This is a genomic window from Micromonospora sp. NPDC049171, assembly GCF_040648275.1.
Classification (GTDB): domain Bacteria; phylum Actinomycetota; class Actinomycetes; order Mycobacteriales; family Micromonosporaceae; genus Micromonospora.
Genome location: NZ_JBEZDJ010000015.1, coordinates 132,213 through 155,373 on the forward strand (window position 1 = coordinate 132,213; position 23,161 = coordinate 155,373).

Consider the following 23,161-nt stretch of genomic DNA (forward strand, 5'->3'; position numbering starts at 1 on the left):
CGGCGGCATTACGGCCAGACGGCCAACCGGCACCGAGATGGCGCTGGTCGCGCAAGAACGGACAAAGGACCCCGGTCGCGACCTGCGGCGGCAGCCGTGACTTTGGAAGACGCGACACAACGCACTCCCGGAACCATGCCCTGACGTGTCACGATTCAGAGCACGGCGTGCGGACGGGCGTCGAGGGTCGCGCCGCGAGGCGCGTTAAGGGGGATGTCCGGGTGTCAGCGGGTGGTGCCCGCCGGGGACGGCGGGACAACGGGCTCGACGCGAACGAGTACGCCGTCGTCGGCGACGTCGATCCGCGCGTCGGCGAGCACCTGCTCGACGTGCTGGCCGCCGGCGGGATCGCCGCCTACCTGCAGCCCTCCGCCGACCTCAACCCGGTCACCCGCACCACCACCGTTCCGGCCCGGCCGGTCGACCGGCTCTACGTCGACCGTTCGCACCTGGCCACCGCACGGGACTATCTGACCCAGCTCGCCGACGAGAGCACCCCCGAGCAGCCGCCCGCCCGCGACGAACCGGACATCGACGCCGAGTGGGCACGGATCGTGGCCGGCTTCCACGCCTCCTCCACGGTTGGCGAGCACCCGTGGCCGGCCTCGGAGGACGTGGACGACCGCGACGCACGGGACGCCCGGGACGAGCCGACCACCGGCCCGCTGGCCCGCGCGGGGACCGACGAGCCCGGCCCGACCGCCACCGACACCCGCCGGCTCCCGTCCGCCACCGACTTCTCCGGGATCTCCGTCGGGCGCGACACCCGGGCGGACGAGCCGTCCCTGCTCGACGGGTTGGACACCTTCGGGGCCGATCTGCCCGACGACGAGGACGACGAGGGCTACCACCCGCCCCCACCGCCACCGTTCCCCCGGATCAGCAAGTACGCGGTGGTCGGTGTGCTCGGCGTGGTCGTCGGGTTCGTGCTCTTCCTCTTCCCGTGGTTGATCCCGGTGGACCGCTCGGCGGTCACCCTGTTCGGGTTCACCGGCATCCTGGCCGGCTTCGTCACGCTGATCTGGCGACTGCGACCCGGCGACGAGGACGAGGACGACCCGGACAACGGCGCCGTCGTCTAGGTCCAACCCTGGCCCGCATCCCGGGACGCCGCCGACCCGCCGTGCGCGTAACAGTGGTGTAACTTACTGTCAGTAGGAATACCGCTGTACGTCACTTCCCCCGCTGACTGACCGGTTTTCCCTTGCTCGTGGCGGTCAGTCCTCTGCTGATCGGAATGCCCGAGATGCGACAGAGTTCTCTCGTGGTGGTCGCCAACCGCCTCCCCATCGACGACAGCCAGGCCCCCGACGGAGCCTGTGAGTGGCGGCGCAGCCCCGGTGGGCTGGTCAGCGCGCTGCACCCGCTCCTGCGGCACACCCCGGCGACCTGGGTCGGCTGGGCCGGCGGCACCGGGCCCGCCCCCGCCCTACCGGACGTCGACGGCGTCCGCATGCACACCGTCGCGCTCAGCCCAGAAGACCTGCGCGACCACTACGAGGGGTTCGCCAACGCCACCCTCTGGCCGCTCTACCACGACGCCGTCGAACAGCCGCAGCATCACCGACGGTGGTGGGAGGCGTACCAGCGGGTCAACCAACGCTTCGCCGAGGCGACCGCCGCGGTGACCGAGCAGGGCGGGGTGGTCTGGGTGCAGGACTACCACCTGCAACTGGTCCCCGGTCTGCTGCGCGCACTCCGTCCCGACCTGCGCATCGGGTTCTTCCTGCACGTGCCGTTCCCGCCGCCGGAGCTCTTCATGCAGCTGCCGCGCCGGGCCGAGTTGCTGCGCGGGATGCTCGGCGCCGACCTGGTCGGCTTCCAACGGGTGCAGGCGGCCCACAACTTCGCCCAACTGGTGACGAGGGTGTTGGACCTGCCGGCCACCGACCGGCGGATCGGCATCGACGACCGGGTCGTGCGCATCGGCGCGTTCCCGGTCTCCATCGACACCGCCGAGATGGGCGCGCTCGCCGCCCGCCCGGACGTGGCCGCGCGCGCCCGCCGACTCCGTCAGGACCTCGGCGATCCCCGGCAGGTCATCCTCAGCGTGGACCGGATGGATTACACCAAGGGCATCGAACAGCGACTCAAGGCGTACAGCGAACTGCTCGCCAGCGGCGACGTCAAGGTCCGCGACACGGTGTTGGTGCAGGTCGCGATGCCGAGCCGGGAACGCGTCGGCCAGTACCAGATCCTGCGGGAGCGCATCGAACGCGAGGTGGGTCGGATCAACGGCGAGTTCGGCCGGGTCGGCGAGCCCGCGATCCACTACCTCACCCAGCCCTTCGACCGGGCCGAGTTGGCCGCGCTCTACCGGGTCGCCGACGTGATGGCGGTGACCCCGCTGCGCGACGGGATGAACCTCGTCGCCAAGGAGTACGTGGCCGCCCGGGTGGACGACACGGGCGCCCTGCTGCTCAGCGAGTTCGCCGGCACCGCCGCCGAGCTGTCCCAGGCGTACCTGGTCAACCCGCACGACCTGGAAGGGCTCAAGCAGGGCCTCTGCGCCGCGCTGCGGGCCAGCCCGGCCGACACCACCCAGCGGATGCGGGCCATGCGCGCCCACCTGGAGGAGCACGACATCCGGGCCTGGGCCCGCTCCTACCTGCGCGCGCTGGACGAGCGCGGCGCCCTGGCCAGCCGCCTGAGCAGCGCCGATCCCGGCCCCGACGACACCCAACCCGTCGACACTCGCCCCGACGACGACGCCCGCGTGCCGCAACCCACCACTCCGCCCACCGCGGCCACCCGCCAGACAGCCGGCTGACCGCCCACCCCGGCGACTGAGCACCCACCCGCCCGCGCCGGCGATCAGCCGACGGCGGCGACCCCGACCTGGGCGGGCGCGGGTGCTCAGTGCGCCGTGGGCTCCTTCTCCAGCCAGTCCAGGATCGCGTCGATCGGCTCCGCCCAGCGCGCGTCCAGCATCAGGTCGTGGCCCATCCCGGGAAAGAGCAGCGGAGCCGAACCGTAGCGGCGGGCCACCCGGGTCAACGTCGACGCCGGCACCACCCGGTCGTCCGGGCTGCCCAACACCAGCACCGGCGGGGCACCCACCGCCGGCTCAGCCGCCGGCTCACCCAGCAGCGCCCACTGCGCCCGCCGACCCGCCCGGCCGAGCCGTCCGACATACCGCCGGGCCTCCTCGTCGGGCAACTCACGGCTGAACAACTGCCCACCGTTGAGCCGCAACGGCCCACCGAACACCGCCGGCACCGTGCCCGCCGGATTGCGGCGCAACGCCGCGCCCAGCACTCCCCAGCCACCGAACACCGGCGCCACCAGCACCGCGCTGCGCGCCGGGTAGCGGGCCAACGCGTGCGCCACCACCAGAGCCCCCGCACCGTGCCCCACCAGCACCGCCTGGCGCGGCAGGCCCGCGGCCACCTGGACCACATCGTGCGCGTACGCCCGCAGCGTCGCCTCCGGCGCCGGCTCGCTGGCACCATGCCCGCGCAGGCTCATCGCGTACGCCGGGAACCCCCGCGACACCGCATGACCCAACCAGTGCTCGGCGAACGCCCACGCACCGTGCCCGAACCCGGGAACGAACAGCAGCGGCGGCCGCCCCTCCTCCACCTCGGGAAGGGCACTGAGCACCTCCCGCCGGGCCGGCCGGACCGGACGGGACCACTCCCGGCTCCGCATGATCCGCAGCTCACCGCTCGCACTCACCGTGCCAACCCTTCGTTCGCGACTGCGGGGCTCGCAAGCTCACTCCTCGCGCTCACCGTGCCAACCCTTCGTTCGCGACTGCGGGGCTCGCAAGCTCACCGCTCGCGCTCACCGTGCCAACCCTTCGTTCGCGACTGCGGGGCTCGCAAGCTCACTCCTCGCGCTCACCGTGCCAACCCTTCGTTCGCGACTGCGGGGCTCGCAAGCTCACTCCTCGCGCTCACTTGCTGCTCTCCAGGTCGTGCAGGGCGCGCTGGACGGCGCGCAGGTAGTCGGCGTGACCGACCTCGAACCAGTGCCGGCTGCTGTCCTTGACCGGCCCGGAGTACCGCTCCCCGGCCCGCTCCCGTACCCGCCGCGCGAACGCCATGGCCCGTTCCGGCCGGTCCCGACGTGCCTGCAGCAGCCGCGCGAAAAGCACCGTCTGCCAGTGCGACAGGGTGAACAACCCGGAGTCCGGCTGCAACAGGCCGGCGACGGCGAGGGTCGGATGACCCGGCGTGAACGCGTTGAGCCACAGCGTGGGCCGACCCGCCCCGGCGCTGTCGGCGAACACCGACGCGTCGAGGAACTCGAACCGCGGCAGGTAGCCGGTGGCGAAGATGACCACCTCGGGGTCGATCTCCCGGCCGTCGGCCAACTCCACCGCGTACGGGCGGAACCGGGCGACGTCGGGCACCGGGCCGATCCCACCGTGACCCACGTAGTAGACGAGCTGGCTGTTCGCGATCGGGTGCGTCTCGTACACCCGGTGGTCGGGCCTGGGCAGACCGAAGCGGGTCAGGTCACCGACGGTCAACCGCATCGTCCAGTGGTAGAGCCACTGCCGCACCCGCAGCGGCACGCGCAGCGCCAACAGGGTGTCGTTCACCTGGTCGGCGGGGCGGCCGAGCACGTACTTCGGCGCGTACCAGTAACCGCGCCGGGTGGAGTGCCAGCACCGCGACGCCTGCTGGGCGGCCTCGACGGCGATGTCGCAGCCGGTGTTGCCGGCACCGACCACCAGCACCCGCTTGCCGCGCAACTGCGCCGGGTCCTTGTAGGACGAGGCGTGCATGATCTCGCCGCGGAACTCCTCCAGGCCCTCGTAGCGGGGCAGCTTCGGCGACCAGTTGTGCCCGTTGGCGATCACCACGGCGGCGTACCGGGAGGTGCGCTCCGGGCCGTACCCGCCGGTGGAGCGGGTGGTCACGTCCCACCGGTCGCCCTCGGCGGGCTCGACCCGGACCACCTCGGTGCCGAACCAGATGTGCGAGCGCAGGTCGAAGTGGTCGGCGTACCGCTCGAAGTACGACAGCAGTTGACTGTGGTGCGGGTAGTCCGGCCAGGAGTCCGGCATCGGAAAGTCGGGGAACTGGGTGAACGGCTTCGACGAGATCAGGTGGGTGCTGGCGTACACCGGGCTGCGGTCGTGCCGCCAGTTCCAGGCGCCGCCGACGCCGGTCTCCCGTTCGTAGCAGTCGACACCGAACCCGTGCTCGCGCAGGTTCTTGATGGCCGTCAGACCGCTGGCCCCGGCCCCGATGACGCAGACCGTGTCACCCCGGTCGGAGACCGGGCGATCGTCGCCGCCGCGCGCGGGCGGGGTCGCCTCCGGGTCGGGCCGGCCGTGGTCGGTGGAGGTGGACACCGGGACATCTCCTTTTGGTACGGCAGGCGTGCCGGTCGCCGCGAAATCCTCTCCACAACGGAGCCGGATGTCCAGTCCTGAGGCGGACGCGTCGACGGTCGGGCCGGGGTCGGGGTCAGCCGGCGGCGGGCAGCAGCAGGTCGACCAGGACCGGGAAGTGGTCGCTGGCCCGGCGGGTCTGCGGGGTGTCCACCACGTCGTAGTCGACAACTGTGATCCGCGGGTCGACGAAGAGCGCGTCGATGCGCCGGCGCGGGTCGGCGCAGGAGTAGGTGAGCCGGTCCGCCCGGTCGGCCGCCACCGCGGTGTCGGTCAACCCGCGCGACACGGTCGCCCACGCCGGCCCGTCCGGGCCCTCGTTGAGGTCCGCCCCGGCCACCACCGGGCTGGTCGCCGCGTCCAGCCCGCGCTTGAACTCGGCGGCCTGCGCGGGGCGCTCGGTCGGGTCGGTGGACAGGTGCGAGCCGGCGAGGGTGACGTGGGCGTCGCCGACCCGGCAGTCGGCGTACGCGGCGCCGCGCAGGTGCCGGCCGGGGGTCAGCGGGAAACGTTGGCAGCGGGTGCCGCGCACCTGGACCCGCAGGCTGGTCACCAGCAGGTTGCCCAGCGCGGGCAGCCCGCCGGCGGCCACCACCAGGCCGAACGACTCGGCCAACGTGGCGGACTTCTGCCGCCACCGGAACCGGCGCGGCCCCTCCTGCACGATCACCACGTCCGGCCGCGCGGCCCGGACCACCGCCGCCAGCGCGGCGGTGTCGTCGCGCTGGCCGTGGATGTTGTACGACACCACACGCAGCGGCACGCCCATCGCGGACCGCCTCAGATCCGGCGGGCCAGGTCGGCGGCGCCGATCACCCCGGCGCTGTTGCCCAGCTGGGCCGGGAGCACCTCGGCCACCGGCAGGCGACCGCGTTGGGCGAGCGCGTCGAGGTACGAGCGGCGGGTCGGACCGAGCAGCAGGTCCCCGGCGTCGATCACACCGCCACCGACCACCAGGGTCTGCGGGTCGAGGATCTGCGCCATGTCGGCCAGACTCGTGCCCAGCCAACGACCGATCTGGGCGAACGCCTCGGCGGAGACGGGGTCACCACCCTGCGCGGCGGCGGTCACCATGTGGCCGGTGATCGCCTCGGCCTCGCCGCCGGCCAGATCCAGCAGTGCGGCGGCCCGGTCGGGCTCCTGTCGGGCGCCGGCTCGGGCGAAGCGCACCAGGGCGCTGCCGCTGGCGTACTGCTCGATGCAGCCCAGCCGGCCGCAGCCGCACTGGTGCCCGTCCGGCACGGCCAGCATGTGGCCGAGCTCCGCGGCGATGCCGTGCGCACCCCGCATCAGCTCCCCGCCGAGGACGATGCCGCCGCCCACGCCGGTGCCGATGGTGAACATGATCATGGAATCGTCGGCGTCGCGGGCCGCGCCGTAGCGGAACTCGGCCCAGGCGGCCACGTTGCCGTCGTTCTCCACGATCACGGGGAGGCCGACGGCCGTGCTGACGTACTCGCGCAGCGGTTCGTCCCGCCAGGCCAGGTTGGGAGCGAAGAGCACGGTCGAGCGGCTGGCGTCGATCCAGCCGGCCGCGCCGATGCCGACGGCCTCGATCGTCCGCCCGGCCGTCAACTCGCCGACCAGCTCGATGATGACGTCGCGGGTCTTGCCGACGTCATCGGCGGGGGTGTCCCGTCGGCTCTGCACGAGGACCGTGCCGGTGTCGTCCACGACACCGCCAGCCACCTTCGTGCCACCGACGTCGACTCCGATGGTCAGCGTCACCGCTGCCGCTCCCCTCTGCTGTCCGACCCGGGTGCCGGCGGCCTGCCGGTCCGGGTCGGGATGTCCCGCGCTCAGGCGCCGTCGCCCGGTGCCTGCGCACCGGTGTCGTCCGGCACCCGCGAGGCGGGCACCGCGGGACGAGTGGTCGGTGCCGGTACGGTCGCCGGCCCGGCGTCGTCGACGGGTGGTGCGGCGGCCGGGGCGAGTGGGTCCGCCGTCCGGGTGGCGACCGACCAGACATCCCGCTCCGGCGCCGGCTGAGAATCATGCCCGGTACGGGTGGCATCGCGCCACACGTGGTTGTCGCCGGCGGCGGTGGACGGGTCGTCGGGGGCCGGCTCCGGGAGCACATCGTCGGTGCTCGCCGCGGGTGCCGACGGTGACGCGGAGGCCGGCGCGGAGGTCGGCGCGGAGGTCGGCCACGATGTGCTCGTCGTGGGCGGCTCCGCCGGGGAGAACGCGCGGAGCAGGCTGGCGACGCCCGCCGCGAGGTCACCGGCGCCGGTCGCGAGGCGTTCGGCGAATTCCGGACTCGGATCACGCAACGCGGCGATGCCCCGACAGACCGGGCAGACGCAGCATTCGGCCGATCCGGTGGCGAAAGCACCGCCGGTGCCGGGCCGGCCCTCCGGGTCGGCACTGTGACCGAGGACACCGGCTAACACCGCACCCAGCGAGCCGAACGCGCCGCCCGCCGAGCCGGCGGAGGCCAGTCGTGCCCCCGCGAGCAGGGTGGCGACCAGCCGCTCCGCCTCTTCCCGGGCCGAACCCGGATCCGTTCCGCCCACAGTTGGCTCCTCTACCGTGCCACCGGACCCGTCACTGCGCCGCACCGGTTGCTTCTACCCGGCGCTTGAGCTGCTTCAACGCGGTGTCCATGATCATCTTCTCGGCTTTGCGCCGAAACATTCCGAGCATCCCCACCGACAGGTCGACCTCCAGCGTGTAGGTCACCGTCGTACTGCCGTCCGGGTTACCCACCAGGTCGTACGAGCCGCGCTGGGACTTCTGCATCTTCGAGGGAGCGACCAGGTGCCACTCGATCCGGGACAGGTCCTCGGCGTAGGAGTAGGCGAGCACGTACTCGTCGGCCATCACCCCGGCGTCGATGGTGAAGCGCACCTGGCTGGCGTAGCCGTCCTCGTACTCCTCGACGACCTCGGCGCGCCGCACGGCCTCGGTCCACTCCGGGTAGCGCGCGAAGTCGCAGATGACCGCCGTCACCCGATCCGGTGCGGCGCCGATGATGATCGACTGGGTGGAGGAGTCCGCCATGGGGGGAGGCTACCCGCCTCCTGCTTGTCCCACCCGGACCGCCCGCCAGGTAGGTTTCGACGCAGCCGCCGTCCGTAGGTGGTGGCCGGCCCGGCCAGTGCGAGCACGAAGGAGTGCAGGTGCGCGAGTTCTCCGTCCCGCCGATCGTCACCGTTGGCGACGCGGCCAACCTCACCGATCCGGTCTGGGACAACGCCGAGGTCGCGCCCGACGCCGTCCAGTTCGCCCGCCCCGTCCCCGGCGCCGAGGGCACCGTCACCGCCTGGGCCGACGTGACCTGTCTGCAGTTCCGCGACGAGGTGATCGCGGTGGCCCGAGGGCTGATCGCGGCCGGCATCCAACCGGGTACCCGGGTCGGGCTGATGAGCCGCACCCGCTACGAGTGGACGCTGCTGGACTACGCCATCTGGACCATCGGCGCGGTCACCGTGCCGATCTACGAGACGTCCAGCGCCGAGCAGGCCGCGTGGATCATCGAGGATTCCCACACGGTCGCCGTCGTGGTGGAGACCGACGCGCACGCCGCCCTGATCGCCGACGTCCAACACCGGCTGCCCGACCTGGCCCAGGTCTGGCAGATCGACCTCGGTGGGGTCGACGAGCTGGTCAAGGCCGGTGCCACGGTCGAGCTGGCCGAGGTCGACCGGCGACGCAAGGCGGTCCGCGCCGACGACCTGGCCACGATCATCTACACCAGCGGGACCACCGGCCGGCCCAAGGGTTGCGTGCTCACCCACCGCAACATGTACGCCGACATCGCCAACGCGGTGCCGGTGCTGCCCAACCTGTTCAACGCCGGCGCGTCCACCCTGCTCTTCCTCCCGCTGGCGCACGCCTTCGCCCGGCTGATCCAGATCGGCGTGGTGCAGGCGCGGGCCACCATGGCGCACTGCGCCGACACCAAGAACCTGGTCGCCGAGTTGCAGGCGTTCCGGCCGACCTTCGTGCTCTCCGTACCCCGGGTGTTCGAGAAGGTCTACAACGCGGCCAAGCAGAAGGCCGAGGCCGACGGCAAGGGCGGCATCTTCGCCCGCGCCGAGCAGGTCGCCATCGCGTACAGCGAGGCTCTGGAAACCCCCGGCGGGCCGGGCCTGGCGCTGCGCGCCCAGCACATGGTCTTCGACCGGCTGGTCTACGGCAAGCTGCGGGCCGCGCTCGGTGGGCGATGCCGCGACGCCATCTCCGGCGGCGCGCCGCTCGGCGCCCGGCTCGGTCACTTCTTCCGGGGCATCGGCGTGACGGTCCTGGAGGGCTACGGCCTGACCGAGACCTCGCCCGCCGCCGCCGCGAACCTGCCGACCGGCACCCGGATCGGCACCGTCGGCCGCCCGCTGCCCGGCGTGACCGTGCGGATCGAGGACGACGGCGAGATCCTGATCTCGGGCGAGCTGGTCTTCCAGGGTTACTGGCGCAACGAGACGGCGACCGCCGAGTCGCTCAGCACCGACGGGTGGTTCCGCACCGGCGACCTGGGGCAGCTCGACTCCGACGGCTACCTGAGCATCACCGGGCGCAAGAAGGAGCTGATCGTCACCGCCAGCGGCAAGAACGTCGCCCCGGCCGTGCTGGAGGACCTGGTCCGGGCACACCCGTTGATCAGCCAGTGTGTCGTCGTCGGCGACCGCAAGCCGTTCATCGCGGCGCTGGTCACCGTCGACGAGGAGGCGCTGCCGGCCTGGCTGGAAGGTGCCGGCATACCCGCCGACACCCCCGCCGAGCAACTGCGCGAGCACGAGGCCCTGCGCAGGGAGATCCAGGCCGCGATCGACACCGCGAACCAGGCCGTCTCCAAGGCCGAGGCGATCAAGATGTTCCGGGTCCTGCCGCACGACTTCACCGAGGCGACCGGCGAGCTGACCCCGTCGCTCAAGGTCAAGCGCCAGGTCGTCCACAAGACGTACGCGGCGGAAATCGCCGACATCTACCGAGGCTGACTACCATCCGTCACGTGCCCGCATCCACGACCACCGCACCGCACCCGCATCCCCTCGCCGCGGCCGCCCGCCTGGTGATGCTGGCGCTGATCGCCGTCCTGACCCTCTTCGCCACCCGCGACGTCACCCAACTGTGGTGGATCGCGCTGCTGGCGGTGGCCGGGCTCCCGTCCCTGCTGGCGCCGCAGCACCCGCTGATCGCGCCGCTGAGTCGGGTGGCCGAGGTGGTGGTGCTGGGCCTGGCCGCGAGCCAGGTGGCCGCGGTGGCGTCGATCGGCACGGTCGACGGGCTCGGCGCGTCGGCGGTACTGCCCTACCTGGCGGTCCCGGTGACCGTCACCGCGCTGCGCCGCCGCTTCCGCGAAGGTGCCGCGCTGCTCGCGGTCAGCGCCGCCACCCTGCTGGTCAGCGGTGCGCTGACCGAGGTCGACGGAGGGGTCCAGCTCGGCCAGCCGGGTTACCTCGCGGTCTGCGCGCAGTGGCTGATCCTGGCGGTGCTGGGCCTCTACGCCGCCGGCACCCTGCACCGGGTGCTGGTGGTCCGCGGTGAGGGCAAACCCCAGCCGTACGCCGAGGCGACCCGACTGCTGACCCAACTACGGACCGTGGCCCGCCAGTTGCCCGGCGCCACCCTGGACCCGGGCGGCATCTCCGAGCACCTGCTGGAGGAGCTGCGTACGGTGGCCCAGGCGGACCGGGGCGCGGTGCTGTCGGCCAGCGGCGGCGGTCGGCTCGTGGTGCTCGCCCAGGCCGGCGTCGACCGGGTGGACTGGGAGACGACGCTGGACGCGGACTCGGCGATCGCCGACGCCTGGGCCAGCCAGCAGGCCACCACGGCCGCCCGGTCGCAGTCGCGCTCGCACCGGGGCGCGGACGTGTCCGCGCTCATCGTTCCGCTGGTCGCCGGGGTGCGCACGGTGGGGCTGGTGGTGCTGGAGGCGGATACCGCGCACGCGTACCCACCGCCGGTGGTGTCCCGGGTGACCGCGCTGACCCGCCCGGCCGCGCTGCGGCTGGAGGCGGCGCTGCTCTTCGACGAGGTGCGCTCGCTGGCCACCAACGAAGAACGGCAGCGACTGGCCCGGGAGATCCACGACGGGGTGGCGCAGGAGCTGGTGATGGTCGGCTACGGCATCGACAACGCCATGGCCACCGTCTTCGACGACGCCGACGAGACCGCCGAGGCCCTGCGTACGCTGCGCGGCGAGGTGACCCGGGTGATCCAGGAACTGCGGCTGAGCCTCTTCGAGCTGCGCAGCGAGGTGGACCGGCAGGGCGGGCTGGCCGCGGCGATCGCCGAGTACGCGCGCACCGTGGGCGCCTCCGGTGGGCTGCGGGTGCACCTCTCGCTTGACGAGTCCACCGCCCGGCTGCCGGCCGCCACCGAGGCCGAGTTGCTGCGCATCGCGCAGGAGGCGGTGACCAACGCGCGCAAGCACGCCGGAGCCTCGAATCTGTGGGTCACGTGCGAGGTCGACCCACCGTACGCGCAAATAGAAGTGTCGGATGACGGTCAGGGGATGGCTGACCAGCGCCCCGACGGACGGTACGGTCTTGCGATCATGGCCGAGAGGGCGGAACGTATCCGGGGCCGGTTGGAGATCAGGCCGCGGCAACCCAGCGGCACAACCGTGGCCGTGGTTGTCGGCACCTCGTCCCGCCGAGATAACGTGCGCGACAGCGCAGCACCAGAAGGGGAGTAACCCGAGGATGACCACAAGTCCGACACCGGCCACCCGCACCAAGGTCCTCCTTGTTGACGATCATGACCTGATTCGTAAGGGCCTGCGCCACGCCTTCGAGCGCGACCGGCAGTTCGAGGTCGTCGGTGAGGCCGCCACCGCGGCGGAGGGGGTGCGCCAGGCCGGCGCCCTGCAGCCGGACGTGGTGATCATGGATCTGCGGCTGCCCGACGGCAGTGGCCTGGAGGCGACCCGCGCGCTGCGCAAGTCCAGTGCGTCGATGGGCATCGTGGTGCTGACCATGTATGCCGGCGACGACCAGCTCTTCGGCGCCCTGGAGGCCGGTGCGAGTGCCTTCGTGCCGAAGACCGCCCCGGCCGACGAGGTGGTGGCCGCCGCGCGGCACGCCGCCTCCTCCCCCAGCGCGTTCACCGCCGCCGATCTGGCCGAGGCGATGAAGCGCCGGCTCGCGCCGTCCGGCCCGCAGCTGTCTCCCCGGGAGGGGCAGGTGCTGCGGCTGCTCGCCGACGGGATGAGCGTGGCGGGCATCGCCAAGCAGCTGTTCGTCAGCGAGTCCACGGCCAAGACGCACATCTCCAAGCTCTACGAGAAGCTCGGTGCGGCCAACCGGGCCCAGGCGCTGATGACCGCCCTGCGGCTCGGCCTGCTCGAGGCACCGGACGCGCCGAAGTTCTGATCTACCCCCGCTCCGGTGGCGGGAAAGCACGACCGACGGTCCGCGCCAGCTTCGGCCAGCGCGGACCGTCGCGCATCGACCGACGTCGGCGGGCAACCACCCGCGCGCTATGGTCTGGCGTGCGTGGCGGGTGCACAATACCCGCGCGGGCGACGACGCCCGCGACGCGGACTCAAGGGGTGAACGCATGCAGCGGCCAGACTGGGCACCCGACACCATCGACATCGAGCGCCCGAGTGTCGCGCGGATGTACGACTACTACCTCGGTGGCTCGCACAACTTCGCCGCGGACCGCGCCACGGCGCAGGCGATGGTCGCGGCGGTGCCGGAGGCGCCGCTGATGGCCCAGGCCAACCGGGCGTTCCTGCGGCGGGCCGTGCACCACCTCTCCGAGGCCGGGATCCGGCAGTTCCTGGACATCGGCTCGGGCATCCCGACCGTCGGCAACGTGCACGAGATCGCCCAGCGGCTCGACCCGCAGTCGCGGGTGGTCTATGTGGACGTCGACCCGGTGGCGGTGGCGCACAGCCGGGAGATCCTCGCCGGCAACGACCGGGCGGTGGTGGTGCAGGAGGACCTGCGGCGTCCGGAGGCGATCCTGGCCCACCCGGAGGTCCGCAAGCTGCTCGACCTGAGCCAACCGGTGGCCGTGATGGTCGTGGCCGTCCTGCACTTCGTCTCGGACGACGACCGGCCGGCCGAGCTGCTGCGGACGCTGCGCGACGCCCTGGCCCCCGGCAGCTACCTGGTGCTGTCGCAGGCCAGCGACGACGGGCGCAGCGACGACGAACGCGCCGAGGCGGAGCGGGTCTACCGGCGCACCGACAACCCTCTGTGGATACGCAGTCGGGCCGAGTTGACCGCGCTCTTCGACGGGTTCGAGCTGCTCGACCCGGGCGTGGTGTGGGTGCCCCAGTGGCGACCGGACACCCCGGAGAGCGCGGAGGACGCCGAGCGCGCGGTCTTCATGGGCGGCGTCGGGCGACTCGGTGGCTGAGTCGCCCGACGCCGTCTCCCGCCCGGGCACGTTCGCCCGGGCGTGGGCGAAGGCGGTCTCCGGCACCAGCTACCTGCCGATGACCCAGGCCCAGCTGGAGACCCTGCTGGACCGGCTCACCGGCCAACTGGCCGGCGCGTTGCTCACGGAGCCGTTCGACCTGCGCGCCGGGCACCGGGTCGGTGCCGAGTTGGTCGCCGCGCACATCGCCTCCGCGGAGGGGCTGGGTCGTACCGTGGAGGTCATCCAGCTTCGGTTCGTGCGTGACCTTGGGTTGGTGGCCGAGGACGTCGAGGACCGGCTGGCCCGGCTGCTGGCGGCCGTGGCGACCGGCTACGCCCGCGCGCTGCGCGACCGCACCCTCGACGAGCAGGAGTCGATCCGCCGAGCCGCGATGAGGGCCCGGACGCAGGCCGAGCGGGCGCTGCGCGCCAGCGAGGCCCGGTTCCGGCACCAGGCCACCCACGATCCGCTCACCGGCCTGCCCAACCGGACGCTGTTCACCGAGCGGCTCACCGCTGCGCTCAACGAGCCCGGCCGGGGTGCGCGGCGGGTCGGGGTGTTCTTCCTCGACCTGGACCGCTTCAAGGTCGTCAACGACACCCTGGGGCACCAGGTCGGTGACCAACTGCTGGTCACGGTCGCCGAACGACTGTGCAAGGCCATGGGTGAGCACCTGGTGGCCCGCCTCGGCGGGGACGAGTTCGTGATCCTGGTGGAGAGCAGCGCCGGCACCGACGACATGGCGGCGTTGGCCGAGACCGCGCTGGCCGCGGTCCGGACACCGGCGCTCGTCGACGGGCACGAGCTGCAGATCTCGGCGAGCATCGGCATCGTCGAGCGCCCGGTGGCCGGAGCCAACCCCAGTGACCTGATGCGGGCCGCGGACAGCACCCTGCACTGGGCGAAGTCCGCCGGCGGTGCGCGCTGGGCGCTCTACGACGCCGAGCGCAACCAACGCGAGCTGGCCCGGTACGCGCTCTCCGCGGCCATCCCGGCCGCGCTGGAGCGGGGCGAGTTCTACCTCGACTACCAGCCGCTGACCTCACTTCGCGACGGCAGCCTGGTCGGCGTCGAGGCGCTGGTCCGCTGGCGTCACCCGGAGCTGGGGGTGCTGCGTCCGGACAGCTTCATCAGTTTGGCCGAGGAGACCGGCCTGATCGTCCAACTGGGCGGTTGGGTGCTGGCCGAGGCGTGCCGCGAGGCGGAGGCCTGGTCGGCCGGCAACGCCGCCGCACCGTTCGTCAGCGTCAACCTGGCGGTACGGCAGGTGCACCGGCCCGGTCTGGTGCAGGAGGTTCGCTCGCTGCTGCGGCAGACCGGCCTGCCCCCGGAGCGGCTCCAACTGGAGATCACCGAGAGCACCATGATGAGCACCGCCGAGGAGCCGGTACGCGCCCTGCGGGTGCTGGCCGACCTCGGGGTCCGGATCGCCATCGACGACTTCGGCACCGGCTACAGCAACCTGGCGTACCTGCGGGACCTGCCGGTGACCGAGCTGAAGGTCGCCGGGGAGTTCGTGGCCGGCCTCCGGTCGCCGTCGGTCGGCCGCACCGACGAGCGGATCCTCGCCTCGCTGGTCTCGCTGGCGCACGCGTTGGACCTGACGGTCACCGCCGAGGGCGTGGAGACCGCCGGGCAGGCCGAGCGGCTGCGGGCGATCGGTTGCGACGCCGGCCAGGGCTGGCACTTCGGGCGCCCGGCCCCCGCCGACCGGATCCTGGCCCGCATCCGCTGAATCTCCCACGCCCGACGGATGGGCCTGGCTCGGGTCTGTCCGTTGCGCGTGATGCCACACAGGCATCTTGATGACTCACGGGCATCACGCTGATTCCGGCGTCCCCGGCATGCCGCGACACGTCGATCGGCGGTAGACAGCGTCTACGCCACCCTGGTAGACAGTCTCCATGGCGGCGGACGAGACGGGGCTGCGGGCGCGCCTGGTCGCCGCCGGAGTGGACCTGGTGCTGCGCGACGGCCAGTCGGCGGTGTCGCTGCGGGAGATCGCCCGCCGCGCCGGGGTCTCCCACGGCGCACCGCGCCGCTACTTCCCCACCCACGTCGACCTGCTCTCCGCCATCGCCCGGGAGGGCTTCGCCGACCTCACCGCCCGGGTCGAGCGAACGTTGCACGACGTCGACGCGGACCCGCGTACCCGATTGACCGCACTGGCCCGGACGTACCTGGACTTCGCGGCGGCCCACCGCGGCATGTTCGAGCTGATGTTCCGCCACGACCTGCTGGACAGCGGCCGGTTGCGGCTGCGTGAGACGAGCCTGCCGCTGTTCACCGTCCTGGCCGACCTGGTGGCGCGGGTGCGTCGGCCCACCGACGCGCCCGCGGCGGTGCTCGCCGGCGCGCTCTGGGCAAACCTGCACGGCATCGCCCAACTCTGGGCCTGGGGCAGCCTGCCGCTGGCCACCGGCGCCACCGACGACGACACCCTGCTGCGCGCCGCGCTGGAGGCCCACCTCGGCCCGGCGCCGACCTGAGACCCGACCCCGGAGGACCTGTGCCCCTGCTGTACGACGTCGCCAAACTGACAGTCGGCACCGCGATGCGGGTGGGCTGGCGGCCCCACGTGGAAGGGCTGGAGCATCTGCCCCGGCACGGCGGCGCGATCCTCGCCGGCAACCACCTGTCCGTCGCCGACGAATGGTTTCTCGTCACCTCGACGCCCCGACACGTCACCTTCTGGGCGAAGGTCGAGTATTTCAACGGCGGCGGGCCGAGTGGCTGGCTCAACCGGCAGATCGTCGCCGGCATGGGCGCCATCCCGGTCAACCGCGCCGACGGCCGGGCCGCCCTGCGCGCCCTCGACGCCGCCGTACCGGTGCTGCGCGCCGGTGGCCTCGTCGCCATCTATCCGGAGGGCACCCGCTCCCCCGACGGGCGGCTCTACCGGGGCCGCGTCGGGATGACCCGGCTGGCCCGCGACGCCGGGGTGCCAATCATTCCGGTCGGCGTGCTCGGCACCGCCGAGGTGCTGCCGGTCGACGCGCGGATCCCCCGTCGACACCCGGTCACCCTGCGATTCGGCCCGCCGATCCCGGTCGCCGACCGGATCCACGGGCCGCGCGACATCCGGACGATCACCGACGAGGTGATGGCGGAGATCCAGAAGCTCACCGGCCAGGAGTACGTGCCGCACTACGCGCCAGCCCGAGAGAGCTGAACGGCGATCAGCCGGCGAGCAGCGCCGCCATCCGGTCCGCCTGCGCCTCCCAGCGCCACTCCCGCTCCACCCACGCCCGACCGGCGGCGCCCAGCTGGCGGGCCAGGTCCCGGTCGGCGAGCAGCCGGGCGACCCGGTCGGCGAGCTGGGCCACGTCCCGCCCGCGGACGACGTAGCCGGTCTCCCCCTCGCGGACCGCGTCCGGTGCGCCCCCGGAGTCGCCGGCCACCACCGGCAGGCCGGTCGCGGACGCCTCCAGGTAGACGATGCCGAGCCCCTCCACGTCAAGGCCACGATTGCGGGTGCGACACGGCATCGCGTAGACGTCGCCGGCCGCGTAGTGCGCCGGCAACTCGACCGACGGCACCGAACCGGTGAACACCACGTCCCGCTCCACACCGGCCTGTCGGGCCAGCTTCTCCAGCGTCGCCCGGTACGGTCCGCCGCCCACGATCAGCAGCGCCGCGTCGGGCACCCGGCGGCGGATCTCCGGGAGTGCCCGGATCAGCATGTCCTGGCCCTTGCGCGGCACCAGCCGGGACACACAAACCACCACCGGACGGTCGGTCAACCCGAGCCGGGCCCGGACCTGCTCACCGTCGACGGTCGGGTGGTAGGTGTCCACGTCGACCCCGGGCGCGAGACGGTGCAGCTCGGTCACCCCGTCCAGCACGCGCGCCAACCGGGTGCGCGTGTATTCGCCGAGATAGGTGGTGACGTCCACACCCCGACCGATGCGCCGCAGTGCCGGCCGGGCGGCCGGCAGCGCCGCCCAACCAACCTCGTGGCCGTGGGTCTGTGCCACCACCCGGCGGACGCCGGCCCGCCGACGCAGACCGGCGGCGAGCAGCCCCAGCGGGGCCGCCGCACCGAACCACACCGTGTCGCAGTCGTACTCGCGAGCCAACCGCGCCGCCCGGCGGGCGATCAACGGGGTGGGCAACAGCACCCGGGTGCGCTCCCGGATCACCTCGAACGGCTGGTCGGCGTCGAACTTCGCGGCCCCGCGCCAGCTCGACGCGTAGACGACCACCGAGCCGGCCGGTTGCCGCACCGCGAGGTTGTGCACGAAGGACTGGATGCCGCCTGGTCGGGGCGGAAAGTCGTTGGTGATCAGCAGCGTGCGGTTCATCGGCCGGCCTTCCGGGCGTACGCGCGGGCGGCGGCCATCCGCTCGACGGTGGACGGATGTGAGGCCGAGTAGAGGTATTCCCAGCGCGGCGGATCGGGGTCGCCCAGGTTGACCGAAGCGAGCCGACGCTGCATCGACTCGAAGGTCTCCGGGTCACGGGTCAGTGCGAGCGCGTGCGCGTCGGCGCGTGCCTCCACCCGTCGTGACATCAGCGCCTGCACCGGCGTGGCGACCAGCCCGGCCACCGTCACGAGGGCGACCAGCAACGGAAAGGCGCGTGGTTGGGCGACCGAGTCGACGCCGGCCAGTCGCAGCAGCGGCCCCCACGAGCCGAGCAGGTAGAGCGCCACCACGGCGGCAGCCGCACCCAGCGCCCCGGTCACCGTGCCCACCGCCACGTCGGAGTCCTTCGCGTGCCCCAACTCGTGCGCCACCACCGCGGTCACCTCGCCCGGGGTGGCCTCGCGCAGCAGCGTGTCGTAGACGACCACCCGCCGGGTCGGCCCGAGACCGGAGACGTACGCGTTGACCGCCCGGGTGCGGCGGGAGGCGTCCGCGACGAGCACGTCGCGCACCGGCACCCCGTCGCGGGCGGCCATGCTCATCAGCTCGGTGCGCAGCGGGCCCTGCTCCATCGGGGTGAACTTGTTGAAGACCGGCTCCACCAGCACCGGCAGCACGAACGACAGCAGCACCACCAGCAGCGCGGCGCCCGCCGCCCCGAACGCCCACCACCAGCGGGGCGCGAACCGGATCACCGCGTAGAAGCCGACGAGCGCCACCGCGCCGATCACCGCACTGACGGCGTACGACTTGAGCAGGTCGACAGCCCAGCCACTCCAGCCGTTGGTGCTCAGGCCGTAGCGGGTGAGCACGCTCTGGCGCCAGGCGGCGAACGGGAGCGTCACCAGGTCGGCGACGAGCACCACGGCCAGCCCACCGAGCACCGCCTGCGCGGCCCAGTGCCCCCCGAACGGCCGGCCCACCAGCTCGACCAGGCGGCTGCCCAGCGGGGTCAACCCGAGCGCGAGGGCGACCAGCAGCCCCACGGCGAGCGCGGCGTAACCGCCCGGACGCAGGGCGGCCCGGAACTCCCGCCCCCTGGCCACCTGCTCGGCCGGCAGGTCACGCAGCGCGGCGAGCTGGTCGGCGCGCGGGGCCGGCGGCCGGTGCCACGGAATGAACAGCGCGGCGATCACGACAAGCGCGACGGTCAACCCGGCCAGCGTCAGCAGCGCCCAGCCCCGTGGGGTCATCGCGTCACTGCCCGTCGTGTCCCGCTCATTGCGCCGCTCCTCCCGCCGTGACCGCTCATCCTATGGCCCGCGAGAAGCTCGCTTCCGGGCGCGGTGTCGCGCTCAGGCGATGCGGCGCACAGCCCGCTGGCGAGCCGCGCCGGGACGCTCTGGCGCGGCCAGCACCTCCACGTCGAACCCGGCCCGCGCGAACACCTCGATCGCCTGGACCTCGGCGGCGACCAGACCGGCCGCCGGGGACGTCTCGTCGAACAGGGCGGCCAGCAGGCAGCCGGAACAGCCGTCGGCCTGCCTCGCGCACCCGTCGCAGTCGATGAGCATCAAGCCCTCCTGATCGCTCGCGATGCACGGTCGGCGCGCCTCGTCGTCGCCACCCGAGCACCGTCGGTCACATCGACGCTAACCACCGGGTACGACAGAAACCGCGTCCGACCGGCCGTTTGGGGGCGAGATCGACTCCAGTTCCCTGAAATCGGGCCATCCCCACCGGCCGGACACCCCGACCTCAGGAAAGCCGTGTCGATCACGGCGTCCGGGCAGGGTGTCAGGAGCGGGCGAGCCGCCGCAGCAGCGAGTCGGCGCCCAGCGGGTAGGCGCCGTGCCGGCGTACCCCGTCGGCGACCTCGCGGTCCGACGAGACCACCACCACCGGCCGCCCCGACGGCTCGGCACGGACCAGCCGGCGGATCAGCTCGTCGGCGGTCTCACCCTTGCGCGAGAACAGCACCCGTACGCCGCGCGGCGCGGGCGGCAGCCCGTGCATCCGCTCGGCGCCGTCGAAGACCACGGTGACCTCGTCGCCGGTCTGCGCGGCGATCCCGCCCAGCCCGGTGATCAGGCGTTTGCGCTGCTGCTCCAGGGACATCTCGCCGAAGCCGCGCTTGGTGACGTTGTAGCCGTCCACCACCAGGTGCGCCCGGGGCAATGCGAGCAGCTGGTCGAGTCGAGCCGGGTCGTCGGTGTCGCGGGCACGTGCCGCGGGGCTGGCCGGGGCGGTGCCCGGCTGCTCGGCGAACGCGTCGGCGACGAAGTCGGCGGGGAGTTTGTCGACCGGGTCGAGCGCCAGCTCGCGGCGCAACCCGACAGCGGCCTGGCCGATGGTCTCCAGCAGCAGCCAGAGCCGTGCGTCGTCGACCGAGCGGGCCTCCTTGGCGGTGGCCCGGGCCACCCCGGCGGCGGCTTCCGCCTCGGCCAGCCGGGCGCGGGCGCGGCGCAGCTCGGCGTCCACGTCCGCGCTGGCACGTGCGGCCCGGCCGCGCTCGGTGGCCAGCAACTCGGTGGCCTTGCGCTCGCGGGCCTGGGTCTCCCGCAGGGTACGGGCGACCTGCCGGGACTCCTCGCGGAGCTGACCCAACTCCTCGCGGACGCGGGCCAGCTCGTCGCGGAGCTTCTCCGCCTCGACCCGCGCCACCGCCCGGTCGTGCTCGGCACGGGTGGCCCGCTGCTCGGCCTCGCGGACCAGTTCGGCGACGACCGCGCTGTCCGCCTCGGCGCGCACGGCGGCACCACTGGCGTCGATCAGCTCCCGCCAACCGCGCGGGCGGGCCAGGTAGGCAAGCGCGGCGACCTCGACCGGGTCGGCGGCGGCCGGGGCGGTGCCCTCGACGACGGCGGCGCCGAGGTCGCCGGCGTCGGCCAGGACCCGGGCGGTGACCCGCTGCCGGAACAGTGGGTCGGCGGTGAGCTGGGCGGCGATGGCCGGCGCGCCGAGGCGGGCGCGCCGGTTGGGGGCGAACTTGGCCACCCGGCGTAACGGCACCGGCACCTCGTCGCCGGGCAGGGTGGGCAACACCGCGGCGGTCAGCGTCACGATCCGCTGCCGGACCGGCTCGGGCAGCGTCGGCTCCGGCTCGACGGTGGGGCCATCGCCCTGCGTGGCCGGGTCGGATGCGCCTGATGTCCCGCTGACTACGTTGTCGTCCGGGTTGCCCACGGCACCGTCGAGCGCGACCGGATCCTCCTGCGGGAGGTGGTCGTCGTGCGGCTCGGTGAGGGGCATGTGGCAAGTCTCCCACCGCGACCGGGCCCACCGCCCGGTGAGTGAGCCGATCTCTCATCCTAGCCCCATGGTGACTGGTGAGACGGCTGCGACGGGAGTGTCGGACCGTGGCGCTAGCGTGCCGGCGATGGCACAGGCGGAGTACGTCCAGGAGTCACTGGCCGGTTTCGACCCGGCGGCGGGCGGGGTCGACCCGGCGCTGCCGCTCTACGCGACCACCTTCGTGGTGGTCGACCTGGAGACCACCGGCGGCGCGCCGGACGGCGGCGGCATCACCGAGATCGGCGCGGTGCGGGTGCGCGGTGGCGAGCAGTTGGGCGTGTTGGCCACCCTGGTCAACCCGGGGCAGCCCATCCCGCCGTTCATCACCGTGCTGACCGGCATCACCCAGGCGATGCTGGTGCCGGCGCCGCCGATCGAGCAGGTGCTGCCGAGCTTCCTGGAGTTCATCGCCGACGCGGTGCTGGTGGCCCACAACGCCCCGTACGACGTGGGCTTCCTCAAGGCCGCCTGCGCCAAGCACGGCTACCGCTGGCCCAACCCGCGCGTGCTGGACACGGCGGCGCTGGCCCGCCGGGTGCTGACCCGCGACGAGGTGCCCAACCGCAAGCTCGGCACCCTGGCCGCCTACTTCCGCACCGCCACCCAGCCGAGCCACCGCGCCCTCGACGACGCGAAAGCGACAGTCGACGTGCTGCACGGGCTGATCGGTCGGCTCGGCGGGCACCAGGTGGACACGGTCGGCGACGCCATCGAGTTCGCCCGGGCGGTCACCCCGACGCAACGTCGCAAACGGCACCTGGCCGACGGGTTGCCCAAGGTTCCCGGGGTCTACGTCTTCCGGGCCGCCGACGACCGTCCGCTCTACGTGGGCACCTCCGTCGACATCGCCACCCGGGTGCGCAGCTACTTCACCGCCGGCGAGAAGCGCGCGCGGATCTCCGAGATGCTCGCGGCGGCCGAGCGGGTCGAGGCGGTGGAGTGCGCGCACTCGTTGGAGGCGGAGGTCCGCGAGCTGCGGTTGATCGCCGCGCACGCCCCGCCGTACAACAGGCGGTCGAAATATCCGGAACGGATGGTCTGGCTCAAGCTGACCGACGGCCCCTATCCGCGGCTCTCGATCGTCCGCGCCCTCTCCCCCACCGACACCGCGTACCTCGGGCCGTTCACCTCCCGGCGGGCCGCGGAGCTGGCCGCCGCCGGTTTCCACGACGCCGTGCCGCTGCGCCAGTGCACGCACCGGCTCTCGCTGCGCACGATCACGCCGGCCTGCGCGCTGGCCGAGCTGGGTCGCTGCCCGGCACCCTGCGAGCACAAGATCACCCCCGAGGAGTACGACGACAGCGCGGCCCGTCCGTTCCGCACCGCGACGACGAGTGACCCGCAGCCGGTGGTGGACGCGCTGCTCGCCCGGATCGACGTGCTCTCGGCCGACCAGCGCTACGAGGAGGCCGCCGTGGTGCGGTCCCGGCTGGCCGCGGTGCTGCGGGCCACCGTGCGGATGCAGCGGCTGGCCGCGCTCACCGGGATCGTCGAGCTGGCCGCGGCCCGGCCGGCCGCCCGGGGTGGCTGGGAGTTGGCGCTGGTGCGGCACGGCCGGCTGGCCGGCGCGGGGGTGTCCCCGCCCGGCGCGCACCCGCGGCCCACGCTGACCGCCATCCGGGCCACCGCCGAGACGGTGTCGGGCGGGCACGGCCCGGTGCCGGCGGCCACCGCGGAGGAGTCCGAGCGGATCCTGTCCTGGTTGGAACGACCCGAGACCCGACTGGTGGAGATGTCCTCCGGTTGGTCCTCGCCGGTCAGAGGCGCGGCGCGGTTCCGTGACCTGCTGGCGAAGGCCGACAACGGCGCGTCCCACCAACTCTCGACCGAACGCTCATGACCAACTGACCGATCGGACTACGTCGACTCGCTTAGGCTGTTAAGGAAGTGCAGTCCT

20 protein-coding genes are annotated in these 23,161 nt (G+C 73.1%); 10 read left to right on the forward strand and 10 right to left on the reverse strand.

Going from position 1 to position 23,161, the window contains the following annotated elements:
- Positions 1-221: 221 nt before the first annotated feature.
- Positions 222-1,082 carry a DUF308 domain-containing protein gene (locus AB0B14_RS20180; RefSeq protein WP_357074755.1) on the forward strand — a complete coding sequence of 287 codons (861 nt, stop codon included), beginning with the start codon at positions 222-224 and terminating at the stop codon, positions 1,080-1,082.
- Between the two features lie 164 nt (positions 1,083-1,246).
- Positions 1,247-2,770 (forward strand): trehalose-6-phosphate synthase, encoded by a 1,524-nt coding sequence (locus tag AB0B14_RS20185; RefSeq protein WP_357074758.1) that lies wholly within the window; start codon positions 1,247-1,249, stop codon positions 2,768-2,770.
- 86 nt (positions 2,771-2,856) lie between these two features.
- Here AB0B14_RS20185 and AB0B14_RS20190 read toward each other — a convergent pair whose 3' ends face one another.
- From AB0B14_RS20190 to AB0B14_RS20215, 6 genes are all read right to left on the reverse strand, one after another.
- A complete protein-coding gene (locus AB0B14_RS20190) occupies positions 2,857-3,651 on the reverse strand; it encodes an alpha/beta fold hydrolase (RefSeq protein WP_357074965.1) in 795 nt (264 codons plus the stop codon).
- A 247-nt stretch (positions 3,652-3,898) separates the two neighbouring features.
- Positions 3,899-5,308 (reverse strand): NAD(P)-binding domain-containing protein, encoded by a 1,410-nt coding sequence (locus AB0B14_RS20195; protein WP_357523483.1) that lies wholly within the window; start codon positions 5,306-5,308, stop codon positions 3,899-3,901.
- Positions 5,309-5,423: 115 nt separating this feature from the next.
- Entirely contained in the window at positions 5,424-6,116 is a 693-nt protein-coding gene (locus AB0B14_RS20200; protein WP_357523485.1) for an endonuclease/exonuclease/phosphatase family protein, read from the reverse strand.
- Positions 6,117-6,127: 11 nt separating this feature from the next.
- Positions 6,128-7,075, reverse strand: coding sequence for an ROK family glucokinase (locus AB0B14_RS20205; protein WP_357074767.1), 948 nt, complete (start codon positions 7,073-7,075; stop codon positions 6,128-6,130).
- 71 nt (positions 7,076-7,146) lie between these two features.
- Complete coding sequence (locus AB0B14_RS20210; protein ID WP_357523487.1) at positions 7,147-7,863, reverse strand: hypothetical protein; 717 nt, start codon at positions 7,861-7,863, stop codon at positions 7,147-7,149.
- A 31-nt stretch (positions 7,864-7,894) separates the two neighbouring features.
- Positions 7,895-8,350 carry an SRPBCC family protein gene (locus AB0B14_RS20215; RefSeq protein WP_357074773.1) on the reverse strand — a complete coding sequence of 152 codons (456 nt, stop codon included), beginning with the start codon at positions 8,348-8,350 and terminating at the stop codon, positions 7,895-7,897.
- Positions 8,351-8,469: 119 nt separating this feature from the next.
- Between AB0B14_RS20215 and AB0B14_RS20220 the strand changes: the two genes are divergently transcribed.
- From AB0B14_RS20220 to AB0B14_RS20250, 7 genes are all read left to right on the forward strand, one after another.
- Complete coding sequence (locus AB0B14_RS20220) at positions 8,470-10,284, forward strand: long-chain fatty acid--CoA ligase (protein WP_357523489.1); 1,815 nt, start codon at positions 8,470-8,472, stop codon at positions 10,282-10,284.
- A 14-nt stretch (positions 10,285-10,298) separates the two neighbouring features.
- Positions 10,299-11,987: a GAF domain-containing sensor histidine kinase gene (locus AB0B14_RS20225; protein ID WP_357523491.1), complete on the forward strand. Its 1,689-nt coding sequence runs from the start codon at positions 10,299-10,301 to the stop codon at positions 11,985-11,987.
- Between the two features lie 7 nt (positions 11,988-11,994).
- A complete protein-coding gene (locus AB0B14_RS20230; protein ID WP_007072219.1) occupies positions 11,995-12,663 on the forward strand; it encodes a response regulator transcription factor in 669 nt (222 codons plus the stop codon).
- Positions 12,664-12,850: 187 nt separating this feature from the next.
- Positions 12,851-13,660: an SAM-dependent methyltransferase gene (locus AB0B14_RS20235; RefSeq protein WP_357523493.1), complete on the forward strand. Its 810-nt coding sequence runs from the start codon at positions 12,851-12,853 to the stop codon at positions 13,658-13,660.
- A 79-nt stretch (positions 13,661-13,739) separates the two neighbouring features.
- Positions 13,740-15,398 carry a bifunctional diguanylate cyclase/phosphodiesterase gene (locus AB0B14_RS20240; protein WP_357074968.1) on the forward strand — a complete coding sequence of 553 codons (1,659 nt, stop codon included), beginning with the start codon at positions 13,740-13,742 and terminating at the stop codon, positions 15,396-15,398.
- Positions 15,399-15,567: 169 nt separating this feature from the next.
- Complete coding sequence (locus AB0B14_RS20245) at positions 15,568-16,152, forward strand: TetR/AcrR family transcriptional regulator (protein WP_357074785.1); 585 nt, start codon at positions 15,568-15,570, stop codon at positions 16,150-16,152.
- Between the two features lie 20 nt (positions 16,153-16,172).
- Positions 16,173-16,835, forward strand: coding sequence for a lysophospholipid acyltransferase family protein (locus AB0B14_RS20250; protein WP_357074787.1), 663 nt, complete (start codon positions 16,173-16,175; stop codon positions 16,833-16,835).
- Positions 16,836-16,842: 7 nt separating this feature from the next.
- Here the strand turns inward: AB0B14_RS20250 and AB0B14_RS20255 are convergent, their stop codons facing one another.
- From AB0B14_RS20255 to AB0B14_RS20270, 4 genes are all read right to left on the reverse strand, one after another.
- Positions 16,843-17,967, reverse strand: a complete 1,125-nt coding sequence (locus tag AB0B14_RS20255; protein ID WP_357074790.1) for a glycosyltransferase family 4 protein — start codon at positions 17,965-17,967, stop codon at positions 16,843-16,845.
- Positions 17,964-19,223, reverse strand: a complete 1,260-nt coding sequence (locus AB0B14_RS20260) for a M48 family metallopeptidase (RefSeq protein ID WP_357074793.1) — start codon at positions 19,221-19,223, stop codon at positions 17,964-17,966. Before AB0B14_RS20260 ends, AB0B14_RS20255 begins: the two co-directional genes overlap by 4 nt.
- Before the next feature lie 102 nt (positions 19,224-19,325).
- Positions 19,326-19,544 carry a hypothetical protein gene (locus AB0B14_RS20265; RefSeq protein ID WP_357074796.1) on the reverse strand — a complete coding sequence of 73 codons (219 nt, stop codon included), beginning with the start codon at positions 19,542-19,544 and terminating at the stop codon, positions 19,326-19,328.
- A gap of 223 nt (positions 19,545-19,767) precedes the next feature.
- Complete coding sequence (locus AB0B14_RS20270; RefSeq protein WP_357523495.1) at positions 19,768-21,222, reverse strand: NYN domain-containing protein; 1,455 nt, start codon at positions 21,220-21,222, stop codon at positions 19,768-19,770.
- A 127-nt stretch (positions 21,223-21,349) separates the two neighbouring features.
- On the opposite strand from AB0B14_RS20270, the gene AB0B14_RS20275 reads away from it, so the two are divergent.
- Entirely contained in the window at positions 21,350-23,104 is a 1,755-nt protein-coding gene (locus AB0B14_RS20275; RefSeq protein WP_357523497.1) for a DEDD exonuclease domain-containing protein, read from the forward strand.
- Positions 23,105-23,161: the final 57 nt, after the last annotated feature.